This is a genomic window from Sorangium sp. So ce1504, assembly GCF_051521635.1.
Lineage (GTDB): Bacteria > Myxococcota_A > Polyangia > Polyangiales > Polyangiaceae > Sorangium > Sorangium cellulosum_B.
This window is the reverse complement of record NZ_CP150365.1, coordinates 4,941,662-4,958,904: the sequence shown is the minus strand read 5'-3', so window position 1 is coordinate 4,958,904 and position 17,243 is coordinate 4,941,662. Positions and strand designations below refer to the sequence as shown.

The 17,243-nt window shown below is 68.8% G+C and carries 16 protein-coding genes and 1 pseudogene; 7 read left to right on the top strand and 10 right to left on the bottom strand.

Annotated features, from left to right (window positions below; translation table 11 throughout):
- The first annotated feature begins 173 nt into the window (after nucleotides 1-173).
- Nucleotides 174-962, top strand: a complete 789-nt coding sequence (locus WMF39_RS18665; protein WP_437746840.1) for a hypothetical protein — start codon at nucleotides 174-176, stop codon at nucleotides 960-962.
- A gap of 147 nt (nucleotides 963-1,109) precedes the next feature.
- On the opposite strand, the gene WMF39_RS18660 is transcribed toward WMF39_RS18665, so the two are convergent.
- Nucleotides 1,110-2,141: an SDR family NAD(P)-dependent oxidoreductase gene (locus tag WMF39_RS18660; RefSeq protein ID WP_437746839.1), complete on the bottom strand. Its 1,032-nt coding sequence runs from the start codon at nucleotides 2,139-2,141 to the stop codon at nucleotides 1,110-1,112.
- Nucleotides 2,138-2,827 (bottom strand): TetR/AcrR family transcriptional regulator, encoded by a 690-nt coding sequence (locus tag WMF39_RS18655; RefSeq protein ID WP_437746838.1) that lies wholly within the window; start codon nucleotides 2,825-2,827, stop codon nucleotides 2,138-2,140. Before WMF39_RS18655 ends, WMF39_RS18660 begins: the two co-directional genes overlap by 4 nt.
- Before the next feature lie 467 nt (nucleotides 2,828-3,294).
- Here WMF39_RS18655 and WMF39_RS18650 point away from each other — a divergent pair, with 467 nt between their 5' ends.
- Nucleotides 3,295-3,690, top strand: coding sequence for a four-helix bundle copper-binding protein (locus WMF39_RS18650; protein ID WP_437746837.1), 396 nt, complete (start codon nucleotides 3,295-3,297; stop codon nucleotides 3,688-3,690).
- On the opposite strand, the gene WMF39_RS18645 is transcribed toward WMF39_RS18650, so the two are convergent.
- Nucleotides 3,627-4,076 carry a hypothetical protein gene (locus WMF39_RS18645; RefSeq protein ID WP_437746836.1) on the bottom strand — a complete coding sequence of 150 codons (450 nt, stop codon included), beginning with the start codon at nucleotides 4,074-4,076 and terminating at the stop codon, nucleotides 3,627-3,629. The two genes, WMF39_RS18650 and WMF39_RS18645, sit on opposite strands and share 64 nt — an antisense overlap.
- A gap of 282 nt (nucleotides 4,077-4,358) precedes the next feature.
- Complete coding sequence (locus tag WMF39_RS18640; protein ID WP_437746835.1) at nucleotides 4,359-4,997, bottom strand: DUF305 domain-containing protein; 639 nt, start codon at nucleotides 4,995-4,997, stop codon at nucleotides 4,359-4,361.
- Between the two features lie 453 nt (nucleotides 4,998-5,450).
- Between WMF39_RS18640 and WMF39_RS18635 the strand changes: the two genes are divergently transcribed.
- The 4 genes from WMF39_RS18635 to WMF39_RS18620 all read left to right on the top strand — a co-directional run bounded on the left by WMF39_RS18635 (nucleotide 5,451) and on the right by WMF39_RS18620 (nucleotide 10,899).
- Entirely contained in the window at nucleotides 5,451-6,716 is a 1,266-nt protein-coding gene (locus WMF39_RS18635) for an FG-GAP repeat domain-containing protein (protein ID WP_437746834.1), read from the top strand.
- A gap of 593 nt (nucleotides 6,717-7,309) precedes the next feature.
- Nucleotides 7,310-8,113: a hypothetical protein gene (locus tag WMF39_RS18630; RefSeq protein WP_437746833.1), complete on the top strand. Its 804-nt coding sequence runs from the start codon at nucleotides 7,310-7,312 to the stop codon at nucleotides 8,111-8,113.
- A 448-nt stretch (nucleotides 8,114-8,561) separates the two neighbouring features.
- A complete protein-coding gene (locus tag WMF39_RS18625; protein ID WP_437746832.1) occupies nucleotides 8,562-9,599 on the top strand; it encodes a cysteine synthase family protein in 1,038 nt (345 codons plus the stop codon).
- Nucleotides 9,586-10,899, top strand: coding sequence for a hypothetical protein (locus WMF39_RS18620; protein WP_437746831.1), 1,314 nt, complete (start codon nucleotides 9,586-9,588; stop codon nucleotides 10,897-10,899). Before WMF39_RS18625 ends, WMF39_RS18620 begins: the two co-directional genes overlap by 14 nt.
- A gap of 101 nt (nucleotides 10,900-11,000) precedes the next feature.
- Here WMF39_RS18620 and WMF39_RS18615 read toward each other — a convergent pair whose 3' ends face one another.
- From WMF39_RS18615 to WMF39_RS18590, 6 genes and pseudogenes are all read right to left on the bottom strand, one after another.
- A complete protein-coding gene (locus WMF39_RS18615; protein WP_437746830.1) occupies nucleotides 11,001-12,215 on the bottom strand; it encodes an aminotransferase class V-fold PLP-dependent enzyme in 1,215 nt (404 codons plus the stop codon).
- Between the two features lie 359 nt (nucleotides 12,216-12,574).
- Nucleotides 12,575-13,204 (bottom strand): substrate binding domain-containing protein, encoded by a 630-nt coding sequence (locus WMF39_RS18610; protein WP_437747996.1) that lies wholly within the window; start codon nucleotides 13,202-13,204, stop codon nucleotides 12,575-12,577.
- A gap of 87 nt (nucleotides 13,205-13,291) precedes the next feature.
- Nucleotides 13,292-13,396: pseudogene (locus WMF39_RS18605) on the bottom strand (LysR family transcriptional regulator); the annotation flags it as partial.
- Nucleotides 13,397-13,480: 84 nt separating this feature from the next.
- Nucleotides 13,481-14,848 (bottom strand): multicopper oxidase family protein, encoded by a 1,368-nt coding sequence (locus WMF39_RS18600; RefSeq protein ID WP_437746829.1) that lies wholly within the window; start codon nucleotides 14,846-14,848, stop codon nucleotides 13,481-13,483.
- 32 nt (nucleotides 14,849-14,880) lie between these two features.
- The gene (locus tag WMF39_RS18595; protein WP_437746828.1) at nucleotides 14,881-15,357 is read right to left on the bottom strand and encodes a hypothetical protein; all 477 of its coding nucleotides are present in this window, start codon (nucleotides 15,355-15,357) and stop codon (nucleotides 14,881-14,883) included.
- Nucleotides 15,358-15,607: 250 nt separating this feature from the next.
- A complete protein-coding gene (locus WMF39_RS18590; protein ID WP_437746827.1) occupies nucleotides 15,608-16,294 on the bottom strand; it encodes a TetR/AcrR family transcriptional regulator in 687 nt (228 codons plus the stop codon).
- Nucleotides 16,295-16,324: 30 nt separating this feature from the next.
- Here WMF39_RS18590 and WMF39_RS18585 point away from each other — a divergent pair, with 30 nt between their 5' ends.
- A complete protein-coding gene (locus WMF39_RS18585; RefSeq protein WP_437746826.1) occupies nucleotides 16,325-17,227 on the top strand; it encodes a sterol desaturase family protein in 903 nt (300 codons plus the stop codon).
- Nucleotides 17,228-17,243: the final 16 nt, after the last annotated feature.

The window sequence follows — 17,243 nt, the reverse complement described above, 5'->3', positions numbered from 1 at the left end:
CTCGCTCGCAAAAAGGTGCTCCCCGCGGCGGCACTCTAACCCGGATCTGGGGGCTCGCGCGGGAAAAACCGCTGGGGTTCCGGGCCTCGCCGCGCGGCCGGCGCGTCGCTGCCTGCGGCCGGCGCGCCGCTGCTTGGCTGGCCGCCTCGCGCGGTGCTAACGGTGGTTTGGCCATGCCGACCGCGCGCCGCGCCTCCGTACTGCGGCTCGATCCCCCTCCCGCCTCGTCCTCCACCTCTCCCTCTCCCGCGTCCCCGCGCGCGACGCCCCGACCGGTCGACGCGCTCGATCGCCACTTCGCGCTCGAGGTCCCGCGCGTGTTCTCCGAGGCGGAGCGCGCCGCGCTCGTCGCCGGGGTCCGCGCGGCCCGCGCCGAGTGGACTGCCGACTTCGGACGCGAGCAGTTCTCGCTCGGGCGCGCCTTCTACACGCACCTGGAGCAGGGGCGCTCCCGGGTCTATTTCGCCGACGCGGCGGCCTCCGACGCCCGCGTCGAGCGCCACCTCCCCGGGCTCCAGCGCCGGATGCGCGAGCTCGTCGCTGCGCTCACCGGCGGGCTCGCGCAGCCCCGGCGCGGCTTCTGCGGGCCAGGCGTCCACATCTTCCCCGCGGGGGAGAAGGTCGCGCGTGAAGGCGGCGTCGTGCACTTCGACACGGAGGGGCTCTCCGACTACCACCTTGCCCGCCGGCTCCGCGCGATCACCGTCGTCGTGATGCTGGAGCTCCCCGACGCGGACGGGGGGCTCAAGCTGTGGGATGTCCTCTACGATGGGCGAGACGACCCCGGCGACGAGGCGCTCTCCGCGCGGAGCCTCGTCGCCGGCTACAGCCCTGGCGGAGCGCTGGTCATCGACAGCTACCGCCTGCACCAGATACAGCCGTTCCCGGGCGACCGCGACCGCATCTCCGCGACGGTGCACGCGGCCGAGATCGACAGCGGCCGCTGGGAGACGTGGTTTTAGAGCGACAGGCGGGTTGATACTGCCTGAAAGGACCAGAATTTCGAACCGCCAAGCGCGCCCCCACTCATGAGGACAGACTCTTGGCGTCCCTGGCGGTGCATTTCTCGGTGGAGAGGCTGGAGCGCCGAAGCGCCGGTGGCGCGGCGCTCAGTCGCTCGCTCGCCCCGACGCCCCGAACGCGTGCCGCAAGTGCGGCCCGATGCGCCGGGTGATGACGAGATCGACCAGGGGCGGGGCGAACGCCTGCAGCAGCAGCAAGATCCGCGTGGACGCGCCCATCACGGCCCTCGTCCTCCTCGCGAGCAGGGCGGCCAGCACGAAGTCGGCGACCTTCTCCGGCGGCGCGAGCGTGCTCCCCGCGCGGCGCCAGAGATCTGCAAAGGGGCGCTCGGCGGCTGTGTCCGCCGGCGCCGGGCCGACATAACAGAGGCGCTCGGCCCGCCCCTCGACGGCAAGCTCGCGGTTCACCGCGCTGCAGAAGCCCGCCAGCCCGGCCCGCGCGGCCACGTCGACCGAGTAATACGGCAGCGCGAGGGTCCCGTCACCGAAGCCACCGAAGAGGGCGATCACGCCCCCTGGGCGCAAGCGCGGCAGGAAGGCGCGCGCCACATGGATCGGCCCCGCGAGATCGACGGCCAGCTCCGCTTCGATCTCCTGGTCGGTGTGCGTGTCGAGCCCCTTGCGCACGTCGACGCCGGTCGCGCACACCACGTGGTCGACCGGCCCCACGCGCGCCGCCACGTCGCGCAGCTGCGGCGCCGCGAGCGCGGCCGTGTGGTGGGCCGCGCCGTACGTCTCCGCGAGCCGAGCGAGGCGCGCGCCGTCGCGCGCGACGAGGACGACCTCCGCGCCCTCCCTCACCAGGGCGCGCACGACAGCCTCGCCCAGCCCGCCCGTGGCCCCGACCACCGCGACCCGCTTGTCGCGGAAGCTCCGGCCGGTATTGACCTTCGGAGGCCGAAAGCGCGCGAGCGCCTCGGCGCCGAGGACCAGCCCCGCCCCCCAGAACATGACCTCGCCGGCCCCGATGAGCCCGGCGGCGAGGGCGGCGCGCCCCCCGACCGAGAGCGGGAGGAAGGGCACGACAAGGAACGCCGAGAACCAGACCGGAAACGAGCCGATCACCGCGCCCCAGGCGAGCGCGCGCAGGACCGCCTTGCAGCGAGAGGACGGCGTCACGGAGCGCTCCCCTCGGTCAGCTGCTGCAGGCGGCGGATGACCTCGATCCGTCGCTCGGGTGGCAGCGGGTCCAGCCCGAGCAGCTCCGCCATCCAGAGGCCGTCGACGGCGAGCCGGACGACCAGCGCGTCGATGGGACAGATGCCGTCGCGCGCGAGCCGCTCCGCCCACGCACGGTAGCGCTCGCGCAGCGGCTCCAGCAGGTGGGGCGCGAGCGCGACGGCCGCGAGCAGCGCGGCGCTTGTCCGGTCGGGCACGTCGCCCTCGACGGTGGCGTGCAGGTAGGCGCGCGCGAAAGAGCCCGGTTTGCCGTCCTCGAGCTGCGCGAGCCGGCGGTCGAAGCCGGCGACGAGCACCTCCACAAGGCCCCCGACGAGCGCCTCCTTCGAAGCGAAGTGATAGAGCAGCCCACCCTTGCTCACCCCGGCCTCGGCCGCGACGGCATCGAAGGTCATGGCGTCGCTGCCGTCACGGCGAACGACGACGGCGGCGGCGGCAAGGATGCGGTCGCGCTGGCTGATCCGCGGCATGTCGTTACTGTACCGTCCAGACGGTTCAGTTTCAAGGGGCAGCACGGCACGCGACCGCGCGAGCGCGGGACCGATGGGGTTTCCAGCAAGCCACGCCGTTGGCTCCCCTGCCCGCGCGGCATCGCGCGGCCGTGCCTTGGCGGCGCGCTGCGACACACGGCGCCTCGTCGGAACCGGTAAGCCCGACAAGCCTCTCCGCGCGACGCACGGCACCTCGTCGGAACCGGTCAGCCTGACAAGCCCCTCCTCTCCAACTGGTGCGAGCCGCGTGCTCTCGCCAGCGCACCGGCCGCGGATGGCGACAGCCTGGTCGGCCGGATAGATGAAAGTGACCGTGCAGGTCACATCGATCCCATCGCCCCCCTCGAATCCCATCCGCCCAGATCTGTTCCAAGCATCGCCCTGTGAGCAGCCCAGACGCATGGGCGAGCAGAATGACACGACGCACGCGCGGCGTCGGCGCTGGTTCAGCCGCCATCCGAGCCGCGAATGCGGAGCGCTCTGACATGACGAGCCTGGTGAATTCGACAAGTCTCTCGCCCTGCCAGTCGGGCTCGTCCTGTGCGCGCGCGAGGCGAGCTCACGAGGCATCGAGAAGCATCATCGGAACAAGGGAGGGACACATGGCCCACAAGGGTTTCACTCTGAGCACGGCTTTCGTGAACACGGCCAGCCACGCCCAGAGCTGCGAGTCGATCTGCGTCCAGTCAATCCAGCACTGCCTCCATATGGGAGGCTCGCACGCGGAGCCTTCCCACATTCAGCTCCTGCAGGATTGCGCCAAGATCTGCGAGACGACCGCGACGTTCCTGATGCGCGGCTCGCCGCAACACAACCAGGTCACGGCCGCGTGCGCGAGCGTCTGCGAGCTCTGCGCCCAGAGCTGTGACAAGTTCACGGGTGACGCGCAGATGAAGGCCTGCGCCGACGAGTGCCGTCGCTGCGCCGCCGCGTGTCAGCAGGTCGCGCAGATGCGGCCGGGCGGGGCAGCCGGCGCGGGGCACCAGAGCGTGCCCTGAGACCGGCCAGGGCGCCGCGCGGGGCGGCGCTGACGGACCGCGAGCTCCGCCGCGGCGCTGTTCTCCTGCTGCTCCACCGCCCGGCGCGTCAGGTCGAGCTTCCCGGGCCAGGGGACCATCTGCGAGAGCTCGTACCGGATCATGGGCATCTCCTCGCCCATCGGGACCCGATCGAGCATCACGCTGACCGTGGGATCGGGCCACGCCCCCGCCGCCGCGGCCTCGTCCTGGAACGCGCGCCGCCGCAGCGCGCCCGCGCGCAGCGATGGGTTCCGGGCGAGTACGTCGGCGACGATCGCCGTCAGCTCGGCTTCCTCCGCCTGCGCGGCCTGCGCGCCGCCGAGCGACGCCAGCGCGAGCATGGCGGCGAGCAGTCTCGACTTCATGCCGGGGCCCACAGCACACGTCGTGCCGCGCGCTCACCGCCTGTCGCCGCCGGCGATCCCGCCAGCGCGCCGGCGCAGGGCTTGCGCGACGCGCGCAGATGGCGCCCCTCGCCCGGCAGCCGGTGTCGGGCTCAGCGGGCGGTTGTGACCGATCCAGTCACTTCACCATGTTTGATGTGGCCGTACCTGCTGCTCCTCGTCGAGGCTCGCCTCGGCCGGGCGCCACCCCTGCGATGCCGAAGGCGCCGCCGGCGCCGGCTCGCCGGAAGGCAGGCGCGGCCGTTACTCTTCCGGATACCACGCCGCTCGCCACGCCTTCATCTGGTCGATCTCCCTCTGCTGTGCCTCGATGATGCCGGCGGCGAGCGTCCTGATCTCGGCGTGCTCGGCCTTCTGCTGGGCCATCTCGGCGGCGTCGATCGCCATCTCGTGGTGCGGGATCATGGCGTCGATGAACGCCCTGTCGAACGGCTCCGCCGTCTTCAGCTCCTCGCTCTCCCTCGCCATGTCCATCGTGGCGTCGTGCTCCATGCCGGGGAGCATGGGCATCTCGTTCATGGGCGGCGTCTCGCCGCTCCCATACCACTGCTCGCGCCAGCTCTTCAGCTGGCTGATTTCCTGGTTCTGGGCGGAGACGATCTCGTCGGCCATCGCCTTGAGCTCCGCGTGCTCGGCCCGCTCCTGGGCCGTCATGGCCATCATCACGGCGCCCTCGTGATGGGGCGTCATCATGTCGATGAACTGCCGATCGAACGGGGCCGAGGCCGCTTCCCCACCGCCCGTCGTATGACCGTCATGCTCGTCCGAGGACGACTTGCCGCACGCGTTCACGAGGACAGAGGCTCCCGCGAGGACGAGCGCGGCGAGCAGGCGGTCTGGACGTGAGCTCTGCCTTCGCCCCTCGAGCGCGCCTCGGTGCAACGGACACGACAACGAAGCGCGGCGCTCACGGGCCGTGGCACACCCCCCGTCGGGCTCGATCGGTCGTGAATGCAGACTCGGAATCATGGCATCCTCCGGTGTCAGTGGACCTGACCGCCGATGCGAAAGCGGTGCCGCCCTTTCCCCCTCGGGAAGGGCGTCCCATCGGCCAGCTCATGCCCACGCAGAGCGTCCTCGAGCGGTCAAGATGCCGCAGGTGTGGCGTGTTTGTTCGCGTGCTCGTACAACCGCTAGATTGAACCCACGTTGTCTCCCATGGGCGAGCCTCTGCCCTTCCAGGAGGGATTGTTGACACATCCCACGGGTCGCACCCGAGCCTTGCGGGCCCTGGCAGGCCCCTCGGAGCGAAGAAGTCTGGACGAGAGCCGTCCGTGCGCCGGCATGCGCCTTGCCATGCAACTTGGTTGATCGACTTGGCATCCCAACGTGCTGATGGGCTATCGCTCGGGCCAGGTCGCCATGCACCCACGGTGCTCGTGGCACGCACATCTCCATGAGATTTGCCGCCGACGGGGAGGACGTGGCGCCCGACTCGTGCCATCGGGACGGTCTTGGGCTCACGTGCTCAACCCCGCAGAGGGGTCCCGGCAGCGGACACTGGGTGCCGCTGTCTCCGAACGAGCCGGCCTACGCTGCTTGGTAAAACTCATGATGCTCGCGGGTGCGCTCGCGGCGATCCGTCCCCCGGTCTCTCGTGCGGGTAACGACCTGGACCGCGATACGGCCGGACGCGCTCTCCCGTCGCCTGGCGTGGCGGGGCAGAGGGCGAGCGACGGAGCCTGGCGGGTCTTACAAGGCGACTTCAATGGCGACGGTATGACCGACGTGCTCTGGGTCGATACCACAAGCGGCTCACTGGCCGTATGGCTGATGAACGGGACCCAGGTCTTCTGGCCCGGGCCGGAGCTGCCGGGGCTGAGCGGCAGCGGCTGGCGACCCATCAAGCCAGGTGACATGAACGGTGACGGCCTGCGGGATGTGATCTGGAACAACTCCGACAGGGGCTCGCTGGCCGTGTGGCTGATGAACGGGACCCAGGTCCTCCGGCCCGTGCCGGAGCTCCCGGGGCCGAGCGGCGACGGCTGGAACGCCATCTCCGTGGCGGACTTCAACCGCGATGGCCTGCCGGACGTGCCCTGGTACAACTCCGGGAGGAACTCGATATCCGTCTGGCTGATGAATGGAACTCAGGTCCTCTGGCCTGGGCCGGAGCTCCACGGGCCGAGCGGCGGCGGCTGGAAGGCTACCGCGACTGGAGACCTCAACTCCGACGGCACGCCGGACGTGCTCTGGCTCAACTCCGGCGAGAGCTCCATCGCCGTGTGGCTGATGGACGGGACCCGGCTCCTCGCTCCGGGGCCGGAGCTCCACGGGCCGAGCGGCGGCGGCTGGAAGGCTACCGTCGCTGGGGACTTCAACTTCGACCGCATGGCGGACGTGCTCTGGAGCAACCCCGGCGAGAGCGCCATGGTCGTGTGGCTGATGAACGGGACCCAGGTCCTCGCTCCGGGGCCGGAGATCCCGGGGCCGAGCGGCAGCGGCTGGAGCCCCGCTACGTCCGGGGACTTCAACTTCGACGGTATGCTGGACGTGCTCTGGTATAACCCCGAGAAACACGCGATCGCCGTGTGGCTGATGGCGGGCTCTCAGGTCCTCTTGCCAGGGCCCGAGATCCCGGGGCCGGGTGATCGCCCGTAGGGTTGGCCGCGGATTACGCGCGTGCGCCGCTTTCGCCAACATCCTCGAGCACGTCGCGCGGCATGATGGGCGAGGTCCACGTGGCGAGCCGATCCCGGCCGACCCTCGATGGATCGGAGTGGCCTCCGGAGCGTGGCATCCCTGATGCATCCCGCGAGCTTTTCATGATTCCGTAGTTTCCCCAGCCCACCCTCGAGCTCGGCCCGCTGCACATCTGATCGGACGCGCGAGGACCTCGGCCAGCCTCGGCATTCGCCGCGGTGCGCGCTGCGGCCGTCCCGGTGACCCCTGCGGTCACCGCGCCGTGACCCCACAGGTCACAACTCAGGAGCGCCGAGCGGCGCTCCGATCGACGAAAACTGATGCCGTATGACGATCGCCTGTGACCGTGGAAGGCACAACGAGGCGGCCGCTTCGCTCCTCCATCGGGGCGATCGAACCTGGCACGGGGACTTCCATCCTCCCGGCGGCCTTGAAGCCCTGGTATGGCGCTCGCGTAGTCCTTGCGCAATCATGGGGTTTTGGCCCGGCTCGGCCCGAGCAAGGAGCTCACCATGTTCATCCCTCCATCTATTCAAGGTTCTCTCCTCCTGTTGTCCGCCTCCTCCGTCCTCGCGGCGGGCTGCGTCGCCGACCCGTCGTCCGATGCGGGCGAGCCCGTCGATGATACTTACCAGAGCTTCGATGAATGGAAGGCCAGCCTCCCGCGCGATCCGAACGACGGCGCTTATCTCGTCGACGGCGACATCGGCGTTCACGACGACGTGACCCTGAAGGAGCTCTTCGCCGTGCGCCAGCAGCCGGGGGCGCTCATCGTCAACAAGCGCAGCGACGGGAGCGATGACCGCTGGAGCGACGAGCAGAAGATGAACCTGACGTATTGCGTCTCTCCGCGCTTCGGCGACGATTATGACGCGGTGGTCGCCGCGACGCGGTCGGCCGAGTCCAGCTGGGCGAGCGCCGCCGCCGTGCGCTTCGTCTACCAGCCCGACCAGGACGAGGCCTGCGAGTCCGAGGAGCATCCCGTGCTGTTCGAGGTCGTCCCCGCCAGCGGCACCACGTACAACGGGCGAGCTTTCCTTCCCAGCATGGTCGCGCGGGGGTATCACCAGGTCTTCATCGATCTGGAGAACATCGCTCGCTCCGCCTCGAAGACCCTGACCGGGGTCCTCCGGCACGAGCTCGGGCACGTCCTCGGCTTCCGGCACGAGCACGCCCGGCCGGAGGGCAACGGCGCCTGCACCGAGCGTCCCGGCTGGCGGGCGCTCACGCCTTATGATCCGGCGTCGGTGATGCACTACAACGCGGAGAGCCGGTGCGAGGGCACCAACGGGGGAGACTACGTGCTGACCTGGCTCGACATGGCAGGGGCGGCGAAGCTGTATGGCGAGCCTTGATGAGCTCCTCCGCAACGGGTGGCCGCGGGCGGCCGGTCTCCACGTTGCGCCGCCCGCGGCGCGAAGGATGTAACCGATAGGGTTACAATTCATATGACCGATGCGGTTACCCGCAGAGATCGAGGACCGAAACTCGCGGGCAAATTCGCTGAAACGGCCTGGCATGCGCGTTGCGTTCACGGCTGCACGACCGAATAGAGCAGCAGGGGACTGGATGAGAGGCAGCAAGCGAATGGACAAGACGAACATGCATCACGGCCGTGCCTTGATCCCGACCGCCCGTAACAAGAGGACGCGAGCGCCGTCGATGGCGGCGCCGGCGTTCGAGCGCGCTGAGCCCAGGCCACCGGGCATCGCGCGCGAGGTGAGGAGGCAGGGCACGCGAGCGCATGCCTTCGCGCTTCGCGAGCGCAGGCTTCGCGAGCGCAGACCGCGGCTCGCCCGCGACGTGAGCGAGGCCATCGGCCATGTCCCGTTCGTCCGCCTGAACCGCATGGGGGAGGTATGCGAGCGACACGACCTGTTCCTCAAGCTGGAGTCGTGCAACCCCGGCGGTAGCATCAAGGAGAAGAACGCCGCGTACCTCATCAAGGAAGCTGAAGCGAGAGGGCTGTTGCGTCGCGGCGGAACGATCGTCGAGTCGAGCTCGGGCAATTTCGGCATCGGTCTCGCCATGGTCGGGGCGGCCCGGGGCTACCGCGTGATCATCGTCGTTGATGCCAAGACCGCCCCGCCCATGCGGCGTATGCTGGAGGCCTACGGCGCGGAGCTCATGGACGTACCGCTCTCTGCAATGGATGCGCACGGTTCCATGCAGGTGGCTCGCATGAGGAAGGCGGCCGAGCTCGCCATGGAGATCCCCGGCGCGTGGTACCCTTGCCAGCACCTCAATCCTTCGAACCCTGAGGCTCATGCGCTCTACACGGCGCCCGAGATCGAGGAGGCCTTCAGCGGCCCGCCGGATGTGATCGTGCTGGGCATCAGCACGGCCGGCCAGCTCGCTGGGGTCGCGAAGTTCTTCCAGCGCTGGTACGCTGGCACCAAGCTCGTCGGCGTCGACGTGGCCGGCTCCGCCATCCTCGGAACGCCGCGCCATCCGTACAAGATGACCGGGCTGGGCCTCTCCTTCGTTCCACCCAACTTCACTCCGGTGGCGCTGGATGCCGCGTATTCTATTTCAGACCAGATGGCCTTCTCCGTCTGTCACGCGCTGGCCAAGAAGGAGGGCCTGCTCCTGGGAGCGTCGACCGGCGCGATCGTGGCCGCTGGCCTGGCCTACGCAGCGCCCTTCATGCGGCGCCAAGAGGTCGTGATCATCAACCCTGACCGCGGCGATCGATATCTGGAGACCGTCTACAACCGGGAATGGCTCGCCGCGCAGGGCATCGAGATCCTGGAGGACGATGTCCTCATGGCGGCGATCCGGAGGCTCGAACCGGCGTCCCGCGAGAAGATGATGGAGAACGCGCAGCATGAGCGAGCCTGAGGCGACGGAGATGACGGTTCGGTCGCTCTGGGCGCAGTTCCTCCCGCTGTCGCTGAGCGAGGTGACGATGGCGGCCGGCGAACCGCTCATCACGACGACGCTCGCCCACCTGCCGGAGGCCCAGGTGAACCTGGCAGCTGCCGGTGTGGCGAAGTCGCTCGCAGTGTTCTTCGAGAGTCCGATCATCATGCTCCTGCACGCCTCGAACGCGCTGTCGGCTGCCGTGGCGTCCCGGAGGGCGCTCTTTCGCTTCATGATGATCGCCCTAGCGGTCCTGACGGGCTGCCTCTTGCTGTTGGCGTCGCCGCCCTCCTTCGCGTTCTTGGGGCGGCATGTCTTGCGCCTCGACGGCGCAATCGGCGAACGTGCGCAGGTCGTCCTGCTCCTCTTGATCCTCTGGCCGGCCGCGATCGGGTGGCGGCGCTATTTCCAAGGCCAGCTCATCCGCGCCGGCCACGCCAGGCAGGTGGGCCGGGCGGGCCTGGCGAGGCTCGCCGTCGTCGCCGCCGTGCTCGCGGTCGGGTTCGCGACCGGCATGCCAGGCGCCTGGCTCGCGGGCACAGCGCTCATCCTGGGCGTGATCTCCGAGGCGCTGCTCGTGACGGTAGCGGCCAGGAAGCTCGGCACAGCTCACGCGCCGCAAACCGCAGACGCGCGCGACCTCCCGACGGATGTCGCCGGCGTCTGGCGGTTCTACTGGCCGCTCGCCAACTCCATGCTCGTGGTCTGGGGCGGACGCGCGATCCTCGTAGCGCTCGTGGCACGCGCCGAAGATGCGTCCGTCGCGCTGGCTGCCTGGCCCGCCGCGTGGGGCTTCGTGCTCTTGATCGCGAACACGACGCGCATGGTCCAGCAAGTCATCATCCGCAACCGCGCCCAGGCGTCGGACGGCCTCCTGGTTCGGTTTGCGCTGAGCGTCGGAGTACCCTGTACACTGCTTCTGCTCGGCGTCGCGGTGACGTCGCCTGGGCGGCTCTTGCTGAGCGCCTTCCTCGGACATGACTCGTCCCTTCTGGCAGGAGGTTTGCCCGTCGTCCTCCTTTGCTCCATCGTGCCGATGGTCATCTCACTTCAAAACGCGGTTCAGGGGTTCCTGATCAGCGAAGGTCGCACGAGCCGGGTCAATGTTGCGACATGGCTCGGAACAACCGTCCTCCTGGGCGCTGCTGCCTCGGGGATCCGAGCAAAGATGCCCGGCGCCACGGCGGCCGCGGTGGCCATGCTCGCGGCCCTCGCCGCCGAAGTCCTGTGGCTGAGTCTCGGGCTGCGCCAGCGTGCCGAGCGGGCTCCAGCGCGCTGACCGGGAGGCTCTCTTGCCCCCATGCCTCGGGCGAACCCGCCCGCCGGCGTTCCCGATGCTGCGTGGTCCGTTCTTCGCGGTGCGCGCTTCCGGGGTCTCTGTCAGCTTCGAAACCGATGGGCGACATCCACCAGAGCTCTCGCCAAACGGTCGACGTCATCGACCGAGGTATACAAGGCGGGGGTCACCCGCACGCAGTCACCTTTCGCGAGCCCGCCGCGGCGCACCGTGAAGATCCGGTGCGCGTCCATCAGATAATCGGCGATCGCCACGTTGTCGGCCTCCGAGGTTCGCCCGGCTATCCGGAACGACGTGATCGCCCCGTACATCTCCGGCTCGTCCGGGGTCAGCACCTCGACGTTACCGATCTGTCTCACCCGGCTGACCCAGCAATCCCGCAGGTAGCGTAGCCGGGCCTGCTTCGCCGCAGCGCCCAGCGCGAGATGACAGTCCAACGCGACCGGCAGGGTAAGGAAGGGGGCGATGTCGAGCGTGCCCGAGTGAACCCGGGAGCGCACGTCGTCTGCCGGGTGGAGCTCGTCGGCGAGGAAGCGGTCGATGTCGGCGGTCCGACCCTTGCGGATATAGAGGAAACCGACGCCGAGCGGTGCATTGATCCACTTGTGCAACGAGAACCCAGCAAAATCCGCGTTCAGGTCGCCGATCGTGAAGTCCAGCTGACCCCAGGAGTGGGCCGCGTCGACGATCACGTCCACGCCGGCGTCCCTGGCCATGGCGACGACCTCGCGCACGGGCACAACGAGGCCGGTGCGATTGTTGATATGAGTGAGCAGAAGCAGCTTGACCCGTGGGTGCTCGTGCAGCGCCCTGGCGTAGGTGTCGAGGACGGCCTGCCTGGTCGGCGGTTCCGGGATCGAGATGGTCACGACGTCCACGCCGCGCCGATCGCGCAGCCAGTTGAAGGCGTACTGGCAGCTGTAGTAGTCGACGTCGGCGTACATGACAGCGTCCCCGGGGCGCAGCCGGTTATAGCCCCCGATGAGGTTCTGCAGCGCCTCGGTGCCGCCCCGGGTGAGCGCAATCTCCTCCTTCGATACGCCCGCCACAGCGGCAAGCCGCTCGCGGACCCGTTCCTCCTCGCCCTTGTAGGTGGTACGCAGCAGGTACGAGCTCGAGTCGTTGAGCCGCCTGGTGTTGCGCAGGTACTCACGGTACACCGGCTCAGGCATGATTCCATAGTAACCGTTTTCTAGGTTGGTGAAGTCTGGACTCACCTGGTACTGGCGAGCGATCCTGCGCCAGAACCGCTCGTCCCGCGCCAGCGCCATCGGGTCGCTCCCCGCCGGTGCGGCCACGGGGGTAGGGTCTCCCGCCTCGGGATAAGCTGCCCGGCATGCTCCAAGGGCAGCGGCGACCGTGGCGATTTCAGCAAACAAGCGACGCCTGGATAGGGTCATCCAGTTCCTCCATCAAATCCGGCATGGCTACGTGTCCACCCGTCAACTGGCGAGTTCGCCCCTCTATCGCGCACGTCCTCGTGTGCCTGGCGAGGTCATCAGGCATGGAGGCACCAGGTCCCACGGCCGCCGGTATACCCGGCACCTCCTGGCGAGATCGTTAGCTGATCATCTTGGGACCGACCACCGTGAAGTATCCGCTCGGCGACCCCCTCAGGCCAGTGGACGGGCGCTCGCGTCGGGCTGCGCCAGGCGTCTCACGAACGGGGTGATCCGAGCAGCGTGGAGGCGAAGTCCAGGAAGACCCGCACCCTTGGGATGACGTGCCGCGGGCTCTGGTAGAGCGCGTGGATCGGACGCTCGTCCACGGCGAACTCATCGAGCACGGTGACCAGCGCCCCTGACGCGAGCTCGGGCGCGATCATGAAGTCGAAGACCCAGGCGAGCCCGGCGCCAGCCACGGCCAGCGCCTTGAGCGCGTCGCCGTCGTTAACGCTGAGAGAGCCAGTGGGCTCGAACCGGAGCGCCCCGCTCTCTGCACGGAAACGCCATGGCACGACACGGCTCTCGCGGACGAACGCGAGGCAACGGTGCCGCTGGAGGTCCTCCGGCGTCGCCGGCGGCCCGCTCCGGCGCAGGTACTCCGGTGAGGCGCACACGAGCATCCGCGTGACGCCGAGCCTCCGCGCCACGACCTGGGCGTCCCGGAGATGCCCGATCCGCAGGCTGACGTCGATCCCCTCCGCTGCCGGGTCGATCACCGCGTCCCGTCGCCGGAGATCGAGCTCGATGCGTGGATGCTGTGCCAGAAAGCCTGGCAGCGCGGGCACGAGCACGAGCCTCCCGAGGACCGCGGGCGCCTCGACGCAGAGGCGTCCCTCGGGGATCCCGCGGGCGTGCGCGATCGACTGCTTCGCGGCCTCCAGCTCCTCGAGGATGCGCTGGCACCGCTCGAGGAAGGCGCGGCCTTCGTCGCTCAGCCGGAGCGCGCGCGTGGTCCGGTGGAACAGACGGACGCCGAGCTCGCCCTCGAGCTGCGCGATGCGCCGGCTCGCCGCCGAGGCGGTGATGTGCAGCGTCCGCGCCGCGCCCCCGCTCGCGCGTGAAGTCCATCATGATCGACCGAGGCGACCGAGACCGCCTCGGCGAAGGTGAGCGGGTCCTCAGGGCCCGACGTGGATCTCGCCCATCATGCCGCGCTCGGTGTGCTCGAGGATGTGACAGTGATACATCCACATGCCCGGCTCATCGAAGCGCGTCACGATGCGCACGGTGGACCGCTGCGGCAGGATCACGGTGTCCTTGTTGGCGAGCTCCTCGTCGGCCACCGGCACATCGTCCCTGGCCAGGACCTGGAAGAAGAAGCCGTGCAGGTGGAACGGGTGGTCCATCTCCGCGTCGTTCTTCAGGTCATAGACATGGACCGATCCCTTCTGGACGTCGATCGGCGGCACGTCCGGAAACGCCTTGCCGTCGATCGTGAACGTCAGCTTGCCATCGACATACCCCTCGTCGAACGTGATCGTCGCCTCCGCCGGCCCGCCCGGCAGCCGCTCGATGGCGGGGCCCGTCTCGGGGAGCGTGCGCCCGGACAGCCCGGGCCCCTCGCCGATCCGCACCCTGGCGAGCGGCATGGGCTCCGCCAGTCCGGTGTGGTGCCCGCGCTCGTAGGGCTCGTTCATCAGGGTGAGCTCCGTTCCCGGCTCGCCGTCGGCGATTAACAGCACGTCGTAGCGCTCGCCGGGAGAGACCAGGAGCCTCTCGGCATCGTACGGCTTCGGGATCAGCCCGCCGTCGGTGCCGATGACGCGGAATGTGTGGCCCGGGAGCGCCAGGTTGAAGAAGCGCCCGTTCGCCACGTTGACGATCCGGAGACGCGTGAGCCCGCCCGGTTGCACATCGAGCGCTGGCATCACGTGGCCGTTGACGAGCACGACATTGCCCTCGCGGCCCATCATGATCGTGTCGTCGTCGAGCTCTTCATTGAAGGTACCGTCCTTGTTCAGGGACACGTCCCCGAGCACGGCGATCTTCTCGACATCGGCCTCCGGCTCGTTCGGTCCACGCACCCGGATGAGGCCGAAGAGCCCCTTCTGGATCTGCTCCGGCTCCATCACGTGCGGGTGGAACCAGTAAAACCCCGCGTCCCGCAGCGTGAACTGGTACGTGAACGTCTCGCCTGGCGCGATCGGCTCCTGCACGGCCATCACGCCGTCCATCTCGTTGGGCACCCGGATGCCGTGCCAGTGGATCGTCGTCTCTTCCGGCAGGCTGTTCTTGAAGTGGACGATCAGCGTGTCGCCCACGTTCGCCTCGATGAGGGGCCCGGGGACCGCACCGTTGTAGGACCAGACCGTGGTGGTCGTGCCCTCCAGGTAGGTCTTCTCTGCCTCCTTGGCCTCGAGGTCGACCTCGACGATCCTGGGATCGGGGTTCCTGTCGGGCGCGGCGGCGGGCTCGCCCCAGGCATCGGGGGCGGGCGGCTCCTCTACCCGATCGGCGGCGCACCCGGCCGCGAGCAGCGACAGCAAGGCGACGCCCGAAAGAGCACGCGAAAGCCGTATCAATGTTCGCTCTCCTCGTCGGTGGGGTTGCCGGACATCTCGTTGGAGTACCCGGAGTAGACCTCGCCCACCTTGCAGCGAAGACGGTACGTGTACTCCATGTCCTCCGTCGCATCGGAGTCCATGTAGGCCTTCTTCGATCCTGCGACGGTGAAGGCGACGGCGTAGTCGTGCATCGGGTCCTTGCGCTCGGCCTCGATCTGATCGCACTCCGGCTGCGGCACCCACTCGACGTGAAGCACGTCCAGCATCGGCATCACGAACGACAGCACCGGCGCGTCGGGCGCCGTCGCCGGAGGCCCGCCGCCGCTCCCGCCTCCCTCTCCAGTACCGCCGTGCCCCCCCGTGCCGCTCGCTGCTCCCGCACCGCCGCCCCCTCCCGTGGCGCCGGCGGAAGAGCTCCCCGTCTCCGAGCCTCCGCAGGCGGCGAGGGCGAGGCCGACGGCGGCGAGGCCGATGAGTCGAGAGTAAGCCATGACGGTGTCTCCTTGCTGGTTCCTGGTATCCCCTGAATGTAACCTATTTGGTCACAGCGGCGAGGTGCAGCGGGACGCCGCCGCTTGTTCTAGGCACCAGCGGGCCAGGCGTGACGCGCGGACACGTTTTTTTCGCCCGTGTCGCCCAGAGGCGGATGCCCGCTACGCTCTTCGATCCGTCCGCTGACCGGCAAGGCGAACAGGTTTGCTCTCCGTAGCTTCCGCCTGGACGTGCTGGCGCGGCTGCGCCTCACTCCCTCCGCGTCCGTCCGCTCGCCGCGGCCCGCTCGTCCGCGAGGACCCGCTGCAGCAGCGCCGTGCTCTCCTCCGCCATCCGCTCCGGTGAGCACGGCATTCCCTTGTGGACCCAGCTCGTCATCAGCCGCACCAGCGCCGCCGCCGCCGCCTCGCAGCGGAGCATGAACAGGGCGCCCTCCTCCGGCGCCATCCGCGGAGCGTACAGGCGGCAGATGCTGCCCTGAAGGATGTCCTCCAGGGAGCGCGTCAGCACCCGCTCGCTCTTCTCTGCGGACAGGAGCTTGCGCACCAGCTCGTGCATCTCGGCGAGGTGGCGGTAAAACGGCAGGAAGTCGAACGGACGTCCCGCATCCCGCAGGGACAGCGCCCGCAGGTGCTCGTGTCCGAACAGCAGCAGCTGCTCCTTGTTCTCGTAGTGCGAGTAGAACGTGGACCGCCCGACGTTGGCTCGATCGATGATGTCCTGGATAGACACCTCGTCATAGCCCTTCTCCAGGATCAGCGAGACCAGGGCGTCCGAGAGCAGCTTCCGGCTCTTCTGCACGCGCCGATCCTGCACGCGCCGATCCTGCACGCGCCGATCCTGCACGCGCCGATCCGCGATCTTGCCGGCGGCCCGCGTCCTGTCGCCGCCCCTGTCCCTGTCCTCGTTTCCGGACTTTTTCGAGCTCTTGTTCACTAACGTTCAATCCGCGGTCCGTGTCGCTAGGTGGAAGAGGCGCCCGACCTCAGCATCCATCCCATGCGAGGAACGCTGATCTGGATGACGAGCCGCCTGCTGTACCCGCTGCTGCTGGCGGTGACCTTGTACATCATCTACGCCGCCGTGACGCAGGGCTGGGACCTGAGCCGCGCCCTGTGGGGCTACCTCCTCGGCCTGACCGTCTTTCTCATCACCGTCGAGCGCCTGCTGCCGCTGTCGCCGGACTGGGGCATGACCCGCCAGAGCTTCTGGCGCGACCTCAAGTACCTGCTGGCCTCGGGCGTCACCATCGCGGTGGTGCGGACCGGCTTCGGCACCCTGGCCCTGTGGCTCAGCGAGCGGCATCAGGGCCCGCTCGCCAGCGCCTCCGTGCTCCTCAGCGTGGGGGTCTTCCTTGTGGTCTTCGAGCTGCTGCAGTACTGGTTCCATCGCCTCAGCCACGAAGGCAACGGAGCCCTGGGGCGCTTCTTGTGGAAGGTCCACCTGGCGCATCACCTTCCGGATCGCGTGTACGTGGTGATGCACGGCGTGTTTCACCCTCTCAACGCGCTCATCTCGGCGGTGCTGATCCAGTCGACCCTGCTGATCTTGGGGCTGTCGCCGCAGGCCGTCTTCGCGGCGATGTTGCTCATCGATCTGCAGACGATGATTTCGCACTTCAACGTCGACATCCGCGCCGGATTCCTGAATTACGTGTTCATCGGCACCGAGCTGCACCGCTATCATCACAGCGCCGACATCGACGAGGCCCGGAACTTCGGGACCGTACTTCCGCTGTGGGATCTGGTCTTCGGGACGTTCGTGTACCGGCCGGACGCGGCCCCGCGCCGCCTGGGCGTCGACCGCTCCGCGGGCTATCCGCCGTCGCAGCAGTTCTGGCAGGTGCTGGCCCTGCCGTTCCGACGCTGACCTATTCGCGCCTTCG

Bases quoted from the DNA above. Each gene is read 5' to 3' on its own strand.
- WMF39_RS18665 (WP_437746840.1), top strand. From the start codon at position 174: ATGCCGACCGCGCGCCGCGCCTCCGTACTGCGGCTCGATCCCCCTCCC.
- WMF39_RS18650 (WP_437746837.1), top strand. From the start codon at position 3,295: ATGGCCCACAAGGGTTTCACTCTGAGCACGGCTTTCGTGAACACGGCC.
- WMF39_RS18645 (WP_437746836.1), bottom strand. From the start codon at position 4,076: ATGAAGTCGAGACTGCTCGCCGCCATGCTCGCGCTGGCGTCGCTCGGC.
- WMF39_RS18635 (WP_437746834.1), top strand. From the start codon at position 5,451: ATGGGCTATCGCTCGGGCCAGGTCGCCATGCACCCACGGTGCTCGTGG.
- WMF39_RS18620 (WP_437746831.1), top strand. From the start codon at position 9,586: ATGAGCGAGCCTGAGGCGACGGAGATGACGGTTCGGTCGCTCTGGGCG.
- WMF39_RS18595 (WP_437746828.1), bottom strand. From the start codon at position 15,357: ATGGCTTACTCTCGACTCATCGGCCTCGCCGCCGTCGGCCTCGCCCTC.